Annotated in this window: 14 protein-coding genes and 4 tRNA genes; 9 read left to right on the forward strand and 9 right to left on the reverse strand. The window is 40.0% G+C overall.

Features of this window, described 5'->3' with window-relative positions; translation table 11 throughout:
• Positions 1 to 62: 62 nt before the first annotated feature.
• Complete coding sequence (locus DV942_RS22290; RefSeq protein ID WP_145861191.1) at positions 63 to 896, forward strand: transporter; 834 nt, start codon at positions 63 to 65, stop codon at positions 894 to 896.
• 134 nt (positions 897 to 1,030) lie between these two features.
• On the opposite strand, the gene DV942_RS22295 is transcribed toward DV942_RS22290, so the two are convergent.
• From DV942_RS22295 to DV942_RS22310, 4 genes are all read right to left on the reverse strand, one after another.
• Positions 1,031 to 2,146, reverse strand: a complete 1,116-nt coding sequence (locus DV942_RS22295; RefSeq protein WP_145861194.1) for an FAD-dependent monooxygenase — start codon at positions 2,144 to 2,146, stop codon at positions 1,031 to 1,033.
• A gap of 78 nt (positions 2,147 to 2,224) precedes the next feature.
• The gene (locus DV942_RS22300; RefSeq protein ID WP_244950776.1) at positions 2,225 to 3,097 is read right to left on the reverse strand and encodes a helix-turn-helix domain-containing protein; all 873 of its coding nucleotides are present in this window, start codon (positions 3,095 to 3,097) and stop codon (positions 2,225 to 2,227) included.
• Positions 3,098 to 3,301: 204 nt separating this feature from the next.
• A tRNA-Leu gene (locus DV942_RS22305) sits at positions 3,302 to 3,385 on the reverse strand.
• 68 nt (positions 3,386 to 3,453) lie between these two features.
• Positions 3,454 to 3,529, reverse strand: a tRNA-Gly gene (locus DV942_RS22310).
• Positions 3,530 to 4,116: 587 nt separating this feature from the next.
• Here DV942_RS22310 and DV942_RS22315 point away from each other — a divergent pair.
• On the forward strand, positions 4,117 to 4,818 hold the full coding sequence (locus DV942_RS22315) for a hypothetical protein (RefSeq protein WP_145861197.1): 702 nt from the start codon (positions 4,117 to 4,119) through the stop codon (positions 4,816 to 4,818).
• 27 nt (positions 4,819 to 4,845) lie between these two features.
• Complete coding sequence (locus DV942_RS22320; protein ID WP_145861199.1) at positions 4,846 to 5,301, forward strand: hypothetical protein; 456 nt, start codon at positions 4,846 to 4,848, stop codon at positions 5,299 to 5,301.
• An 81-nt stretch (positions 5,302 to 5,382) separates the two neighbouring features.
• Here the strand turns inward: DV942_RS22320 and DV942_RS22325 are convergent.
• The 3 genes from DV942_RS22325 to DV942_RS22335 form a co-directional block, all read right to left on the reverse strand.
• Positions 5,383 to 5,466: transfer RNA gene (locus tag DV942_RS22325), tRNA-Leu, on the reverse strand.
• A gap of 69 nt (positions 5,467 to 5,535) precedes the next feature.
• Positions 5,536 to 5,611 (reverse strand) — tRNA-Gly (locus tag DV942_RS22330).
• A gap of 94 nt (positions 5,612 to 5,705) precedes the next feature.
• Entirely contained in the window at positions 5,706 to 6,194 is a 489-nt protein-coding gene (locus DV942_RS22335) for a regulatory protein RecX (protein ID WP_145861201.1), read from the reverse strand.
• Between the two features lie 61 nt (positions 6,195 to 6,255).
• Here DV942_RS22335 and DV942_RS22340 point away from each other — a divergent pair, with 61 nt between their 5' ends.
• The 3 genes from DV942_RS22340 to DV942_RS22350 all read left to right on the forward strand — a co-directional run bounded on the left by DV942_RS22340 (position 6,256) and on the right by DV942_RS22350 (position 9,892).
• Positions 6,256 to 8,715, forward strand: a complete 2,460-nt coding sequence (locus DV942_RS22340; RefSeq protein ID WP_145861203.1) for a bifunctional UDP-N-acetylmuramoyl-tripeptide:D-alanyl-D-alanine ligase/alanine racemase — start codon at positions 6,256 to 6,258, stop codon at positions 8,713 to 8,715.
• Positions 8,716 to 8,936: 221 nt separating this feature from the next.
• On the forward strand, positions 8,937 to 9,527 hold the full coding sequence (locus DV942_RS22345) for a DUF502 domain-containing protein (RefSeq protein WP_090980081.1): 591 nt from the start codon (positions 8,937 to 8,939) through the stop codon (positions 9,525 to 9,527).
• Positions 9,528 to 9,694: 167 nt separating this feature from the next.
• Entirely contained in the window at positions 9,695 to 9,892 is a 198-nt protein-coding gene (locus DV942_RS22350; RefSeq protein WP_090980079.1) for a hypothetical protein, read from the forward strand.
• 243 nt (positions 9,893 to 10,135) lie between these two features.
• Here DV942_RS22350 and DV942_RS22355 read toward each other — a convergent pair whose 3' ends face one another.
• Entirely contained in the window at positions 10,136 to 12,481 is a 2,346-nt protein-coding gene (locus tag DV942_RS22355; RefSeq protein WP_244950777.1) for a TonB-dependent receptor, read from the reverse strand.
• Positions 12,482 to 12,798: 317 nt separating this feature from the next.
• On the opposite strand from DV942_RS22355, the gene DV942_RS22360 reads away from it, so the two are divergent.
• From DV942_RS22360 to DV942_RS22370, 3 genes are read left to right on the forward strand one after another with little or no spacing between them, the layout of a single operon-like run.
• Positions 12,799 to 13,944: a PAS domain-containing sensor histidine kinase gene (locus DV942_RS22360; RefSeq protein WP_134203487.1), complete on the forward strand. Its 1,146-nt coding sequence runs from the start codon at positions 12,799 to 12,801 to the stop codon at positions 13,942 to 13,944.
• Positions 13,945 to 13,997: 53 nt separating this feature from the next.
• Positions 13,998 to 15,371 carry an NAD-dependent succinate-semialdehyde dehydrogenase gene (locus DV942_RS22365; RefSeq protein WP_145861208.1) on the forward strand — a complete coding sequence of 458 codons (1,374 nt, stop codon included), beginning with the start codon at positions 13,998 to 14,000 and terminating at the stop codon, positions 15,369 to 15,371.
• A 14-nt stretch (positions 15,372 to 15,385) separates the two neighbouring features.
• Positions 15,386 to 16,315, forward strand: coding sequence for an NADP-dependent oxidoreductase (locus tag DV942_RS22370; protein ID WP_145861210.1), 930 nt, complete (start codon positions 15,386 to 15,388; stop codon positions 16,313 to 16,315).
• Positions 16,316 to 16,421: 106 nt separating this feature from the next.
• Here DV942_RS22370 and DV942_RS22375 read toward each other — a convergent pair whose 3' ends face one another.
• Positions 16,422 to 17,363, reverse strand: a complete 942-nt coding sequence (locus DV942_RS22375) for a cation diffusion facilitator family transporter (protein WP_090980069.1) — start codon at positions 17,361 to 17,363, stop codon at positions 16,422 to 16,424.
• Positions 17,364 to 17,573 lie beyond the last annotated feature (210 nt).

The raw sequence follows: 17,573 nt of genomic DNA on the forward strand, positions 1-17,573 counted from the left end.
CGATCAGACAAACTTTATCAACAACGAGAATCTGAACGTGGCAGTATCAGAAAAACTGAAATATGAACCCAAAATATCTCCTTACCGCTATTGTGATTTTTATGATGCCGAAGTTCATTATGGCACAGACTGCCCAAAAGCCTTACTCTATATTTTCGCCCGTACCGAAAGAAAAACTCCGGGAAATGGAAACAGATCGCCCAGACGTTACCGAATCTGCCATTACGGTGGATGCCGGCCATTTTCAGTATGAAAGCGACCTGTTCGCTCTGGAACGCGAGCGATCGGAATCTTCCTCACAAAAAACGGTAACGATCAATAGGGCTAACCTCAAAATGGGTCTTACCGGCAGCATATCCCTGCAGGTGGGCATTGAAACCTACACCTGGCAAAAAGAAAGGAATAATGAAACAGGAGAAATTGAGAATAGTAAAGGATTCGGCGATATAAATCTCCGGCTTAAACAAAATCTGATCGGGAATGATAAAGGCAATTTTTCAATGGCATTACTGCCCTATGTTACATTGCCGACAGCAACATTTGGTAACAGCAAACTTGAAGAGGGGCTTATTGTGCCCATGCAGGTTAAATTACCATCAGACTGGAAAGTTGGCACGCAGGTGGAGCTTGATCATTTAAAAGATAATTCTGGCGACCAAAAGCATGTCGAATACCTTCAGTCGCTAACAGTTAGCCACGAGATCAGGAAAACCGTTACCGGTATAGCTGAAACTTACTTTACCTACGATTTTAAACAACATCATTATTCAAACTTTTTTAATGCCGCGGTCCAGGTAGAAATCGCACATGATGTAAAAATTGATGGCGGTGTTAATTATGGAATCCAAAAAGATGCGATGAAAAAATACTTTCTTGGCATAGCCGTCCGGATTTAGTAAGCCAAAATAATTAAACAGGAATCTGCGAAAACAGCCACTTCCCGTATCAATTGCAAGCAGGGCAGTTTATCTTTTTCATCTGTCCTAATTGTGCTCCACTGCGATCGTGGATCCAGATTAAATCTTTGGTGTTAAAAAGCAATTCCATTTTCCCATATATCGCGTGCCTGCTGTTCGGTGGCGGGTAATAGTTTATCAAGGGTAGCGACGGCTTCTTTCTGAATCTGTTCGATGAAAGGCCTGAATTTTTTATTGTAAGTTTTGAAAGCCTTTTGAAAGTCGTGTCCCTCATTTGCAAATGCATCTGCAAGTGCGGTTGCACCGATAATTGCCAGCGAGCCTCCCATACCTGCGGCCGGGGAAGCACAATAGCCTGCATCACCTATAAGTGCTACCCTGCCTTTTGTCCATGAGGGCATTTTGATCTGACAAAATTTATCAAAATAGAAAGAAGATGCCTGCAATAGTTCGGCTTCCAATTCAGCAGCCCGCCAGCTCATGCCTTTCATCTGATTAGAAACAATTTCCTTCAATTGCTGCTGATTGCGGAAATCATAGCTGAGTTCTTTTTCGGGTCTGAAGGTGAAAATGATATCTGTCTTATTGTTATGGGCATAAAGCGCTGCGCCCTTATTCGCTTCTGAATACATTTGATAAGTACCGTTTTCAACCAATAATTTATCTACCACTGCAATTGAAAAATACTGACCTAAAAAATGCGAATACTCCGATTCGCGGCCAAACCAGATTTTACGAACCACTGAATGTATGCCATCGCAGCCGAATACATACGCATACTTTTCTGATGAACCATCTCTAAACGTAACTTCCATTTCATCAGCAGATTCGTTTAACCGTTCGATACTGTTATTGAATATGAACCTTACATCATCTTTAACCAGGTTGTATATCATCCCGAGCAAAGTATCCCGCTCCATTTCAAATTCGGTGTCTGGAAATTCTTCACCCGGGTGTTTTAAAATTAAACTGTAACCCGTTTGGTTTGCAGCGTTTTTAAATTCCCATTTTTCCGGACCTACCCGCTGGGCTTTAATCTGTTCGAAAATTCCCATTCTCTTAACGATCTCTATGGTATCCGCCTTGATATCTACGGGAGTGCCGCCTTTTTTGAGCGAAGCCCCGATTTCGATAACTGTTACATCATAGCCTGACTGTTGCATCCAATAGGCAGTGGTAAGACCAGCAAAACTTGCACCGGATATCAGCACATTTTTATTACGTTTCATTTTCTTGGAGTTTAAATACAGCGCGAAATTCTGCAACTTATCGACAGCAAGAAAGAATAGATCGAAGCAAGTATTGGACTAATCGATGTTTTTATTTCTAAAACCCATTGCCGTGTAGCCAGTGGCTTTGGAAAACAACCTGGAGAAATATGGGTAGTCAGCATAACCCAAATGAAACGCAATTTCTTTTACCGATTTATCGGTATGGTAGAGAAGCCTTTTCGCCTCCAGGATCACCCTGTCCCGGATCAGCCGCGATACGGAAAGGCTTGTGGCTTTTTTAATGCATTCATTTAGATAGGGAACAGAGATATGCATTAACGATGCGTACTCACTGGGCCGTTTCAATACCGCATACTTTTCTTCCAGTAACTTCCTGAAAGACATCGCCACGCTGTCAAATCGCGAATAAGAATCTTCAGCCTTTTTATGACTTAAAAATGCGTTTATCAACAAAGCGGTTAAAGCGTTACAGCTGTCTTTTACCAACAAATGGTAAAGTCTATTCTGTTTGTTGCGGTAAAGTTTTAAACTAAGTGAAAAGTGCTCTGAAATTATCTCAAAGGTTTCCGTAGTTAGCGGGAGGGGAGCGGTGGGAGTGAGGTCTTGTAATATGTTGAGGTAAGTTCTGTTCAGGCATTCACTCTGGATGGACATCGAAGATACCGATATATCATCAATATCGTGCATGCAATGTACCTGATCCGGATGGAGGAAAACGATAGCCGGAGCCATAACTTTATAGGTTTTGAAATCAATTTCTATGGTCACCTGTCCTTTTTCAAGAATATGAAAGGTATAACCTTCATCCCGATGCGCCCTGATCGCGGTTTCTTTTTCGGCTATAGTAATAAAGTCGATCTTTTTAAAGTCGTTTTTATCCATAGCGATACCCTGTCTGGAGGTATCGTCCATTGGATTAACCGGTATTTTTTCGCGATTACTTCGCATAAGCCTTATTGTACAAATCAAAGTTTAAATATAAACAACTTTGTTCTCACCTTTTTCCAAAATATAGCGATCTAAGAGAATAGCTTCTTCTGGTGTAGGTAATGTAGAATTCCCGACAATAGGGAACATTCAGTAGCAATCAGATGGATAGAAAAACAAAAAACCTTTCATTTCTGAAAGGTTTTTATTCGATTTTTTTTGATGTACTCGGGGCGGGAATCGAACCCGCACGCCTTTGAAAGCACAGGATTTTAAGTCCTGCGTGTCTACCAGTTCCACCACCCGAGCATTAGCCGCTGCCGATCTCCATCGGCTTGGTTAACTTAAAAATAAATGCCTTCTGGTAGGAAGGCATTTGGAGCGAAAGACGAGATTCGAACTCGCGACCCCGACCTTGGCAAGGTCGTGCTCTACCAACTGAGCTACTTTCGCAAAATTAACACATATGTTGTGTTCCTTTGGGGTTGCAAATATAGAAATATAAATATCACTGTCAAAAAATAATTTAATTTTTTTTGCTTTAATCAGTGTTTCCTGTGGTTTTTTATGGCGTATATCACAGAAATCAGTTGATTCAATTTTGATTTTAATTTTGTAAATTTTAAGATTATCAGCTAGTTAAAAGCGGCTTGATCAGCTCAGACGAAAAAAATTCCATCAGGTAAAAAAATAAAAAAAAATATGTGGTTGTTACTGTTATTGTTGACTATTCAATATTAACTTTTTTCAGCAAGGATGAAAATCAAAGAAATTTACTTTTTGTGGTGATAGCTGGAATAACATTGCCCCGGGAATTTAAATATTGATGGCTTGCAGATACAGGTTATTGACGATAAAGCAACGGTTCACCATCCGGATAAACGCGATTGAATAGTAAAAACTTTTATTAACTTACTCTTGTTTATGGATTCCGCTGAATGATAGCTTTGTATTTCCGGTTTCGGCTGGATATGTCAGGCTTATTTATTAAAGCACATCAGATTAGTTGCCGAATGAAAAGACGAATAGATGCATTCCTTATGATAGCAGTATGCGGGCTTTTGGCCTGTAATGCTAAAACAGCACAGAAGCAAGATTTGGTAAAGGTGAGCCCGACGCTGCAAAAGCCGCTTGCCGGACAAAAACGAAATAACGGTGGTGAACACATTGACCGGATGACTTTTGTAGAATATCTGGATGATGGTGATTATTCTCAGATTTTGGCAAAGAAAGGCGATAGTACCATTGTGCTGATCAATGAAGCGGATACCACCAGAAACCTGAATCGTGGAGATAAGATACAGGTTACCTGGAAAGACGGTACGGTTACCGTTCCCGGAGATCAAGAGGACGAAATGCCCGCCAGTTTGCTGGTCTCTGTAAAGAAAACGGCCGACGGACCGGTAACGGCCTTCAGAAATAACTATGGTAAAAAAATAAAATATACCTGGTCTGCCGAAGAGGAATTTACTTCATCATACCTTGACAAGGTTTATCGCTTAACAGAATATTACCTCACCCAAACCAAAAACCCTTTACTGCGGGCGGCCATAAAAAAACGGGAGGAACTGACTTATTCTATCGAATCGGCAGAAAGGAACGGTGAGCGCTACAGGGTAATTGGTATTGCACCGATAGGACCAAACGGCAGCAATATTGTTCAGTGGCTTTATGTTGAAGAAGAGAAGGGCAGGGTTTACGAATACGATCTTCCCGGGGATAAACTGGTTGCATTTGATTGACTGAATTTAAACTGATTTACAGAAGTAATGACCAAACTTATTTTAAAATATTGGATCATCGATTTACTGGCAGGCTTTGTTTTATATGTAGCCTACATCATCACCATTATGAATTCATCAGCTTCGGGTAACGGCCTGGAGGCTGCTATTCTTTATTTTGCAGATATCGTTTTAAACATCGGTTTTTCGTTGTTGTACCTGGCTGCAGCGGTCATTTGTTCTTTCACGGTTCTTTTAAATTTCATTCGGGAAATCAGGAATAGTTCCTTTTTTTTATGGCTTAGCTTTTCAGGTGCGCCGGTTTTGCTGATCGGGATGTTTATTGCCAGTTTATCAATGGATGGTTATCATTATAGCAAAAATGTGATGACCAAACTATGGATCTTTGCACTGCTTTATCCGTGTATCACCACAATTTTATATGTGCGGTTTAGAAAGCAATACAGAAACTCAATAGCATTTCCGGTAATGCGCGTTAGCTGAGCGTTAGGATTCAACTACAAAAGTGATTAAAAATAAAAAACCTCTCATTTCTGAAAGGTTTTTATTCGATTTTTTTTGATGTACTCGGGGCGGGAATCGAACCCGCACGCCTTTGAAAGCACAGGATTTTAAGTCCTGCGTGTCTACCAGTTCCACCACCCGAGCATTAGCCGCTGCCGATCTCCATCGGCTTGGTTAACTTTAAAATAAATGCCTTCTGGTAGGAAGGCATTTTGGAGCGAAAGACGAGATTCGAACTCGCGACCCCGACCTTGGCAAGGTCGTGCTCTACCAACTGAGCTACTTTCGCATTTACAAAACTGATGTTGTTGTTTCGTTTTGGTGATGCAAATATAGGCAGATTTATATATCTGTCAAGGGATTTTTTATTAAAAATTTAATATTTAATTTAAATTGCTGGCTTTCAGTACAAGTAAAATTAAATCAGTTTCAAATCCTTTTGCCTGAAGGTAGCTCATCAGCTTATTTTTCCGCTTAAACGGATCACTTTCACCCAAACTTTGTACTTTTTTTACTGCTAATTTTTCTATCGTCTGTAAATAATCATCTTCATCGATACTGTAAATTGCTTTTTGTAAAATTTTATCGGGAACACCTTTCAATTTCAAACCCTGCTTTATTTTAATCCGGCCCCAATGTTTGATGTTAAATTTGCCCGATGCATAATGTTTGGCAAACCTTTCTTCATTTAAAAAATTGTTGATGATCAGGTCGGTAATAATTTCTTCCAGTTCATCGCCGCGCATGCCCCATTCAACCAGTTTATAGCGCACCTCTTTTTGCGAGCGCTCCTGGTAAACACAAAAACTTTCGGCTTTGGCCAAAGCTTGCTTTTTATCTAATATTACTGCTTCTTCTTTACTGCTTTTCATAATTAATTACTGAAATTCGTAAAAATAAAAGCGATTACCTTATTTTTCTGAATATAATAACATGCAAAATCCCATATATACGGTTTCCAAAATAGCTGAAATTTTAAATGCCAATACCAAATTGTTTGATGGAGAGCTTATTATCCATTACCTGGTTATTGACAGTCGTTCGGTTTTGCTGCCAGAAAGTTCGATGTTTTTTGCGCTTTCTTCACACCGTAACGGACACGAATTTATTAAAGATGCTTATACAAAGGGAATCAGGAATTTTGTAGTTACTGAAGCAAAATATATTCATGAATATCCGGATGGTAATTTTTTACTGGTAAACGATGCCTTGGCGGCGCTACAAAAATTAAGCGCATATCACCGGAATCAATTTGATTTAAAAACAATCGGTATTACGGGCAGTAACGGGAAAACCATCGTTAAAGAATGGTTATATCAGCTTTTAGCAGCCGACTTTAATATTGTTAAGAGCCCTAAAAGTTATAATTCGCAGATCGGAGTACCACTTTCTGTATGGCAGATTGAGGCTGAGCATACCCTCGGTATATTTGAGGCCGGTATTTCTGCGGTGAATGAGATGGAACATTTAGCTGAAATAATCCGTCCTGAAATTGGAATTTTAACCAATATCGGTGAGGCCCATGCCGAAGGATTCAGTTCTAAAAAAGAAAAACTTACCGAAAAACTGAAACTCTTTTCAACATCCGGACTATTGATTTACGCACCGGAATATGTTAGTGAAATAGGTATAAAAAACCTGCCTGGTAAAAAACAGTTTAGCTGGAGCAGTAAACAGGCGGCAGATCTGCAGATCACTACGGTTGAACCTATTGAGGGAAGATGTTATTTAAGGGCCATTTATCAAAACAGGGAGATTGAATGTATTCTTCCCTTTAAAGATAAGGCTTCGATAGAAAATGGCATGATCTGCTGGGCAACATTATTGGCTTTGGGTTATAGCCCGGAGCAGGCTGATCTGCGGTTGGAGAAACTGAGCCCCGTAAGCATGCGTCTGGAATTAAAAAACGGCATCAACCAATGTTCCGTTATTGACGATTCGTATAGTGCTGATATTTCTTCTTTAGCCATCGCACTCGATTTTTTAAACCAGCAAAACCAGCATCCTAAGAAAACCGTTATCCTTTCCGAATTATTCGAAACCGGACGAGATGATCTTGATTTGTATACCGAAATAGCCGGGTTGCTATCGCAAAAAAAGATAAACCGTTTAATCGGCATCGGTGCGAACATAGCCCGTTATGCCAATCTGTTTACGTTCGAAACGCAGTTTTTCGAGGATACCAGTGCTTTTGTTGAAGCTTTTCCGGGTTTACATTTTAACCACGAAACGATACTGGTAAAAGGGGCCAGGCGCTTTGATTTTGGGCGCATCAGTAAATTACTTACCCAAAAAATACACGATACCGTTTTAGAGATCGATCTGAATGCCATGGTGGGAAACCTGCAGTTTTACCGGTCTAAAATTAAGCCTGGCGTTAAAATAATGGCAATGGTTAAGGCCTTTTCTTATGGTAGCGGAAGTTTTGAAATTGCCAATTTATTGCAGTTCCACAAAGTAGATTATTTGGCGGTAGCTTATGCCGATGAGGGCATTGCTTTGCGTAAAGCCGGAATTACTTTGCCTATTATGGTGATGAGCCCGGAAGAATCTGCCTTTGAAGCCATTATCAAACACCGGCTGGAGCCTGAAATTTATAGCGTAGAGATCCTGAATAGTTTTTTGAATGCCTTATCTGATTACGATTTTGATTATCCCATCCACCTTAAAATAGATAGTGGCATGCACCGCCTGGGTTTCGATCAGGCTGAAATAGATGCCGTAGCCGTCCTGCTAAAAGATTCGGCCAGGCTAAAAGTACAGAGTATTTTCTCTCACCTGGTGGCTAGCGATGCTGCAGAACATGATGGATTTACCCGGCACCAGATTGATGTATTTAAAATCGTAGCGACTCAATTGGTTAATGTTTTAGGTTATAAGCCATTATTACATATCTCGAATACTTCTGGCATCTCACGCTGGCCTGATGCGCAAATGGATATGGTACGTTTGGGTATAGGTTTGTATGGTTTTGATTCTGCGGTAATCAATAACCGAGGTTTGCAAACGGTAATGGTGCTTAAAACAACCGTTACCCAGGTGAAGCAGTTGGCGCCGGGCGAAACTGTAGGTTATGGAAGGAGGGGAGTTATGCCAAACGGCGGAAAAATAGCAACCGTAAAAATTGGTTACGCAGATGGCTACACCAGGTATTTTGGTAATGGCGTTGGCAAAATGCTCATCAACGGCCATTTAGTGCCTACAATTGGCTCAATTTGTATGGACATGACCATGCTGGATGTGACGGGCATCGAGGTGAAACCCGGAGATGAAGCGATCGTTTTCAATAAGGAGCATACCATTATGCAACTGGCTAAAGATATCGGTACCATTCCTTACGAAATCCTGACCAATATTTCACAGCGGGTTAAACGTGTATATTTCTATGAATAACGCATTGGTTTAGTTGTTCGTCAGTCATTAGTATGGCAAATCGACAATCGGTCCGGATGTTCCCTGGTCGTGAGTACGGCAGATTGCCTAATGGAGATTTACACATTAATCTCTGTTCACTATGCTAAGTAATAGTTTAATAATAGTTCGCAAATTTATACCTGCATCAATGAACTAATGACTAGTGAACAAATGAACTAAAAAAACACTAATTTTACGCCATGAATAGAGTTGGGAAAGCCATATTAAACTATCTGATTAAAGGTTTATTAATTGTGGTACCCATTGCGGTGAGTATTTTTATTGTTGTTTGGGCGGTTACCACAGTTGATAGCTGGTTAAATGTAAAAAATGTGCTTGGTGTAAATCCACTTACCGGCGAAAGCAGGAATATTCCGGGCCTGGGTTTGCTTACCGTTTTGACAATTATTTTGCTGGCCGGCATTTTTGTAACCAATTTGGTTACCGAGCCCATGTACAACTGGTTTCAGCGGATGATGAAACGCCTGCCGCTGTTTAATTTCATCTACTCTTCCATAAAAGATTTAACCGAAGCCTTTGTAGGCGACGAGAAGAAATTTAACCACCCGGTATTGGTTGAGGTAGAAGGCGGTTTAAAAAAAATTGGTTTTTTAACACAAAACGATTTGCATAAACTGGATTTACCCAATGAAGTGGCGGTTTATTTTCCGCTCTCTTATTCCTTTGCTGGTCAGCTGTGTATTGTGCAGCGTGATAAAGTTACTGATTTAAAAATGACAGCAGCTGATGCCATGAAACTGGTGGTTAGTGGCGGAGTAAGCGGACTCTAGATCGCTCTTTTCAAAGCGATTACGATCGTCAAATCCGGTGTCTTTAAGCACAGAATCAAAAAGTGTAAAATCAATATAAATTTGATGGAGTTTCGATTTACGTTTACTTTACCGTATAAAAAACCAAATTGGTTGTGATTGCGTAAGTATGCAAATACGCAATCATTATGGAACATAAGGGAAAATTCATTAAAAGAGCATCACTTGATATCAACCAGCTGGACAGCATTAGAATTGGAGATTTTTTATCAGATGAATACGGCAAATCCGGCAAAGTGTGCGAAATTGAAAAAGTAGAGCGCTATGGTGAATACCACTATTATTTCAAACTATCTAAAACGGGCACGATATTAATTATCCTTTAATTTTTATTGGCATTACGTGATCAGTTTTTGCTGGATGCTTCGTGTCTGCTGTGCGGGAGCGCAAAGAGAACCATTGATCGTTTGTGCCGAGGATGATTATTGTAGAAAATAAGTTGAATGCTTTCAACGTCAACCTATTGATATTCCTGTTGTGTTATTAAAAACATTTAATATCACTTCAAGCTCACCTGCGCTGAGCTTGAAGTGATGGATCTGGATTAGACTTTCTTTAACCCTTTTTCGTTAAAATTTATAAGATAAGGTAGTGGCAAATTGGCGCGGAGCAATGGGATTTACACTATAGTTTTCGTGCACAAAATAATTCAGTGCATTGGTAAGGTTAGAAACTTTTGCAAGCAGCGAGAACTTTTTCCAGCTGTACCCCGCAGAAAGATCGAATGTGGTAAAGGCGCTTAACGGGATTAGCCTTAGTGTTGTCGCATTTTTAGCATCGTTCCAGCCGCCGTTGCGTTTGCCGGTATAAAATGCAGAGGCACCCAATTTTAAACCTTTTATTGCTCCATCCTGGAAAGTATAGAATAAGGTGGCGTTCGCCGTGTTTTTAGTTGTACCCACCAGGCGAACATTTTCAATCATACCGGTAACATCAGGCGTGTTGGTAAAGCGCATAAAGTTGTAGCTAAATCCTGCCGTGAAATTTAAACCGGTTAAAATGGCGCCCGTTAAATCGATTTCAAGACCGTCACTTACGGTAGTTCCGTTTAATTGTTTGAGGTTGGTATTGGAGTTAAGGTTACCATTTTGATCATACATAGCGGTTTGCGCCGTGTTGTTGTTCCTGATTTTGTAATAAGTTAAATTGGCCGATAACCTACCTCCGAATAGATCATTTTTTATACCGGCCTCATATTGATCTACCAGTGATGGCGGAAGCGCCTCAAGATAAATGTCGGTACCGGTATTGGTAATAAAGTTGCCCGCATAGCTGATGTACAGCGATGTAGTTTTAAGAGGCTGGTATATTAATCCTAATTTAGGAGAAAAAGCATCATCAAACTTTGTTGCGCCCGGTGTAGTTATTCCGGTTTCTAAATTCAAGGCCCTTGAACTGGCATTTTTCTGGTCTGTATAACGTAGGCCTGCCAAAACCTTAAATTGCTCAGTTACTTCGATCAAGTCCTGAACAAAAGCACCATATCTGTATATCGGTGCAAGTGTGCTGGTTATGGCAAAAGCTTCAGGCATTACCCCTGAACCATAATAGGTGGCCGGATCAAATACATTTACATTGCCATAATTTAAGGTTGTGATATTGGCATCCTTCGCATCTTTACCATAAGCGAAGGCATTACTGGTTACTCTGGATTGATCGGCATCTGCACCAAATAAAACGGTATGTTTAATCTTTCCCGTATGGAAACTCCCGTTAACATTAATTTGCTGGTTATAAGTAAATTCTTTACTAAGTGCTCTCGAAAGATTTCTCGCTGCAATACCCGATGTATTGGCTTGGATGCGGTCAGATCCATAATAATTACGATTGTAAGATTGGAAGGAACCAATGGCATTTAACTTCCAGTTGCTGTTAAATTTATGGGTGATATTGGCCTGTGCAGTAGCCGTATTTGTTTTATTGTAAGCCCATGGTGTGTTGATGAATGCACTTCGTCCAAAATCTACAATCTGGTTATTCACCGATCCCACACCAAAATCGGGCGTGAAATCACTTTTCAAATAATCACCCTGGATCAAAACTTCCGTTTGCTCACTTATCTGATATAACATTGATGGATTAACATAAAAACGTTTTGATTTTACATTATCCCGAAAACTTCCTGCATTTTCATAAGTGCTGATTGCCCTAAAGGCTAGTTTCTTGGATATCGGACCATAAAAATCAATCATTGGCTTGTATTGATCATAACTACCTGTCCGCATACTTACCTCACCACCAGTTTCAAATTTAGGCTTTTTAGTCACCATATTTACAACGGCTCCACCGGTTACACCACCATAAAGTAAAGCAGCACTACCTTTTAACACTTCTACTGATTCCAATGTACTCGCCTCCGGGCTGCCGCCGATAGTTGTTCTTGCACCATTTTTAAAAATGTTATTGCTGCCCAGGCTATAACCCCTGGCATAGAAGTTTTCGCCAACGGCCCCGCGATTGGCACCTAAAGCCACGCCATTTACATTTTTCATTACATCACCAAGGGTATTTGCCTGCTGATCTGTAATAACCTGATTTCCAATAATTTGAACAGCCTGTGGAAGGTCAATAGGCGCAATGGCGATTTTACCTAAATTAACCGGTTTTCTATTGGGAGTTTTATAACCATTAACCGCTACTTCATCTAATTGTGAAGATGATTCTGCTATGGTAAAATCGGCATTTACGGTTTGACCGGTAGTTACCACAACTGACTTTTCCTGCGCAGAAATGCCCACCGAAGATATCTTGATGATGTATGTTCCAGACGGAACATTCTTGATTGTGAAATTACCTTTTTCGTCAGTTTGGGTGGTTTTACCCGTGTTTTTTAAACCAACATTGATGTAACCTGCCGGGATGCCATCACTGGTTTTGATAACACCTGCAATTGACCCTGTTTTATCTTGTGCCATGATATTTCCTGTCAAAAACAGAAAAAGGACAATAAAATTTAAAAGAAACGTAAAATTTTTATTCATTTTATTTAGATTGATTCTTATTTGGCGCAAAGAAAACAATTTTGCGGTTCAAAATCAAATTATTTTTATTTATTCTAAATAAGCTTAATTGAAATAGTGAATTCATTTATATCAATTAAAAGCAATGAAAAATTATTAAAATCAACAATTTGGAAGAATAGCCAAACATTTGTGAAGTTAGGCTTGTATCATAACTAGTTCAATTGTTTATTCAACATATTGTCGTAGCCGGTTTTAATTTAAAGTATAAAATGGAAAGATATTCAAAAGTTTTAAGCAATGATCAGCTTTTAGAGGTTCTTTCTTTATCAAAAGATGCAACAGCCATCTACACATCAGCGGATATTGTAATTGAAATGGCTAATGATGCCATGATTGATTTTTGGGGCAAAGACCGTTCGATTATCGGTAAACCACTGGAACATGCCGTGCCCGAATTAAAGGGGCAGCCTTTTATCCATATGCTCAAAAATGTAATGTTAACAGGAGTTACCGATCAAGGTAGTGCAATACCGGCTGAAACGATGAGGGATGGGAGGCTTCAAACTGCCTATTATAGCTACGAATACCGGGCAATAAAGGATGAGTCTGGAATTCCATATTGTATTCTTCATACGGCAAGTGATGTTACCGACATGGTAAAAGCCGAAAACGCCATTAAAGAAACTGAACTACAGCGTGAAGCACTCGATCAGGAACAGATTTTAATCAGTATAAAGGAAGAACAACAAAAAAATGATTTTATCAGCATGGTAAGCCATGAACTGAAAACACCTTTAACATCCATCAGTGCTTACGTACAACTGATGCAGAGTAAAAACCTGGCAGATGTTTTTGTGACAAACACATTGGCGAAGGTTCAGAAGCAGATTCGCAAAATGAGTACCCTGATCAGTTCTTTTTTAAATGTATCGCGTTTGGAATCGGGAGAAATCCAATTGAATTTATCGCATTTTGACCTGGATAAGGTAGCCTTGGATGTGGTAGAAGACTTAAGGTTAATTTATCCTGGTAATCAAATCGATTTTGAAGCAGGGGCATCTAAATTAATTTACGCCGATAAAGATAAAATTGGTTCTGTTATTTCAAATCTGATCAGCAATGCCGTAAAATATTCAGATTTAAACAGCACGGTTTTAGTTAAATCGGTGATCAGCGACAATGATGTTCATGTATCGGTAACTGACTTTGGTATTGGTATTCAGGCCCATGATCTGGAAAAACTTTTTGACCGGTTTTATCGTGTTTCAAGCCAGCAGACCAGAACGATTTCGGGATTTGGGATAGGGTTGTACCTGAGCGCTGAGATTATTAATTCGCATAAAGCTAAAATCTGGGCAGAAAGTGAATATGGCAAAGGTTCTACCTTTCATTTCCGTATTCCACTTGCTTCTTAATCCACTAATCTAAAATAAACAACACAATTAAAATGCTCATTTGTTATCATTAAATGAGCATTTCGTCTATAAACCCTATAAATGGGGAAATCATAAAAAAATACCGGGAAGATACTGATCATTCCATCGGTCAGAAGATAGATCAGGCGCATCAGGCATGGTTAAATTATAAGGAAACTGATTTCGAAACCCGTTCCGGATTACTGTTGCAGGTTTCAAAACTTTTAACCGGGCGCAAGGATGAGTTGGCCGAACTGATGGCCTTAGAAATGGGCAAACCATTAAAGGCCGGTGTGTCCGAAATACTTAAATGTGCCGCCGTTTGCGAATATTATGCTAAAAATGGAGCCGGATTTTTAGCAGATCAGCTCATCGAAACAGATGCGTCCAAAAGTTATGTGAGCTTTCAACCTATCGGTGTGGTACTGGCTATTATGCCCTGGAATTTCCCATTCTGGCAGGTATTTCGCTTTCTTGCTCCCGCCTTAATGGCCGGCAATGCGGGTGTATTGAAACACTCATCGGGTGTTACCGGCTGCGCGCTAGAAATAGAAAGGATAATTGAAGATGCAGGATTTCCGGAGCACGTTTTTAAAACGCTGATCTGCAGCAGTAAGGCCATTCCGAAAGTAATTGAAAATCAATATATCAAGGCGGTAACATTAACGGGTAGTACCGAAGCAGGCAAAAAAGTAGCGGAACAGGCAGGCAAACTGATTAAAAAAACAGTTCTGGAACTTGGAGGTAGCGATCCGTATATTATTTTGGAAGATGCAGATTTGGAAGAGGCAGCAAAAATATGTGCCGAAGCAAGGTTGATCAACAACGGACAAAGCTGTATTGCCGCTAAACGCTTCATTGTACAAGCATCAGTAGCAGAAAAATTTACGCAACTTTTTAAAGCCGAAATGGAAAGCAAAAGAACGGGCGATCCACTATTGGCTGAAACAGATCTTGGGCCAATGGCCAGGGCCGAACTTCGCGATGAGCTGCATCAACAAGTATTAAAAAGCATAGAACAAGGGGCAAAATGTATCCTGGGAGGCGAGATTCCGTCTATTGCAGGTCACCATGCCTATTATCAACCCACTATTTTAACCCAGGTAAAAAAAGGCGTACTGGCATATGATGAGGAGCTGTTTGGTCCGGTAGCTGCCATCATTACAGCAAAAGATGCCGATGACGCCATCTATATTGCTAATGATACCATTTTTGGACTAGGGGCGGCTGTTTTTACTAAAAACAACGCACTGGCAGAAGATATTGCGCGTAATAAACTGGCGGCAGGCTCCTGTTTTGTAAACCAGGGCGTAAAATCAGATGTTGCTTTGCCTTTCGGTGGTATCAATCAGTCTGGCTACGGCCGCGAGTTAAGCATGTTTGGTATCCATGAGTTCGTGAATATTAAAACAGTATATATCAAGTAATAATAATATCCTATATGAAAGCAGTTAGAATCCATGAGTATGGCGGTCCGGAAGTGTTATCAATTGACGAAATTCCAATCCCCCAACCAGCTCCCGACGAAGTATTGATCAAAGTGCATTCAACCAGCGTTAATCCGGTTGATTGGAAAATCAGGGAAGGACAACGTAAAGATAAATTTCCCGCAAAATTACCTTTAACATTGGGCTGGGACGTTTCCGGTACCGTGGAGGAAGTTGGAGAAAAAGTAAGTGCCTTTAAAAAAGGTGATGAAGTATATGGCAGACCTGATCCAACCAAAAATGGGGCCTATGCCGAATACATCGTAGTAAAAGCCAATATCATCAGTTTGAAACCGACGAGTATAGGACATACCGAAGCAGCTGCCGTGCCTTTGGCAGGCTTAACCGCATGGCAGGGTTTATTCGATCATGGTTTGCTGAAATCCGGACAAAAAGTATTGATCCATGCTGCAGCTGGTGGCGTAGGTACGTATGCTGTACAATTTGCAAAATGGAAAGGTGCTTATGTCATCGGTACTGCATCAGATACCAATACCGACTTTTTGAAGCGTTTGGGCGTTGATGAGGTGATAGATTATAAAATGGAAGATTTTGAGTCTGTGGTAAAAGATGTGGATCTTGTTTTGGATACAGTTGGAAAAGAAACCCAGCTCAAATCATTAAATATATTAAAAGAAGGCGGACGCGTAATTACGACTTTAATGCCGGAATTTGTGGCCGAAGCCAAGGTTAAAAAAGTTCGCCTGATTGGTTTTATGGCGCAGTCCATTCCTGCACAACTGACTGAAATAGCCGGTTTGATAGATTCAGGAAAAGTTAAGCCCATTATTGATAAAGTTTTGCCTTTTACGAGTGCAAAACAGGCGCAAATGGAAAGTGAACAAGGGCATACGAGAGGAAAAATTGTTTTGCAGGTGATTTAGCATCAATTATAAAGCAGTGCTGAATAAAGAGGGGGGAGATACTTAAAAGATCTCTCCCTGGCCTGCTAAAAATCACCAGTTCATTTGCTTAGCCAATTTAACTGTGTTATTCGAGATGAATATCAGTACTGAAATCATTTTCTGTTACATCAGCAGACTGCGGCTGGATAATCACAAACTTAACCACATTTAATTCTGCTTTAATTTTAGCTCTCAACCTGTCGATAGCATTGGTTAAATCGGTGGTGTTTAATTCTGCATGGAAAGTAAGAATGAGTACCAGTAATACTTCCTTTGGAGATTGATATTGTGATAAAACACTGGTTACGGTAATTACATCCGGATCATTTTCAACCATTTTTTTAATTTTCTGCTGCGTTTCTGATGTTAAACCTTCGCCCATGAGTAGACTGCGGCTCTCTCTCGCGAGTATAAACGATACAAAAATTAGAAGTGTGCCCACTAAAACCGAAGCCAGTCCATCTAAAAATGGTAAATTTAAATTATGGCTAAGTACCATGAAAATAAAAACAATTACCAATCCTAAAACTGCGGCACCATCCTCAAATAGCACTAAAAAGCCAGATGGATCTTTACTTTTAATGATCGCTTTCCACCAGGGTAAACCTTTACGCGTTTTATTAAATTCTTTTATCGCAATGATTAGTGAGGTGCCTTCGAAAATAAAGGATAAACCCAATACCACGTAATTCCATGTTGGATTGCCCAAAACCTCCGGACGGCGGATGTGTGCAATGCCTTGCGAAATTGAAACGACACCGCCTAAACCAAAAATCATAATGGATACAATGAACGACCAGAAATACAGCTCTTTCCCATAACCAAACGGGCGGGATTTATCTGGCGGTTTTACACTTCTTTTTAGCCCATAAAGCAATAAAAGCTGGTTACTGGTATCAACCGTTGAGTGAATGCCTTCTGCAATCATTGAAGAGCTGTTGGTAAACGCTCCAGCTATAAATTTGGTTACGGCGATTAATAAATTGGCTGCTAAGGCACTATAAATAGAATTATTGGCTCTTGCCATAAATTAAGAAATGTAATAGATTCATTTCTTAAACCCATTTAATCTCATTTGGTTTTAGAACAAATGATGAAATTGGGTTAATCTTTATTTCAATCATTGAATGCTCATCTCAATACAATACGTTTAAGATCAGCTTGGCTGATCCGCTATGTGGTTTTTGCCTGCGAGCGTAATGATTTTTAACGTCAACAGTTTTAAGACTTATAGATT

The sequence above is a fragment of the Pedobacter suwonensis genome, from assembly GCF_007833675.1.
Classification (GTDB): Bacteria; Bacteroidota; Bacteroidia; order Sphingobacteriales; family Sphingobacteriaceae; genus Pedobacter; species Pedobacter suwonensis.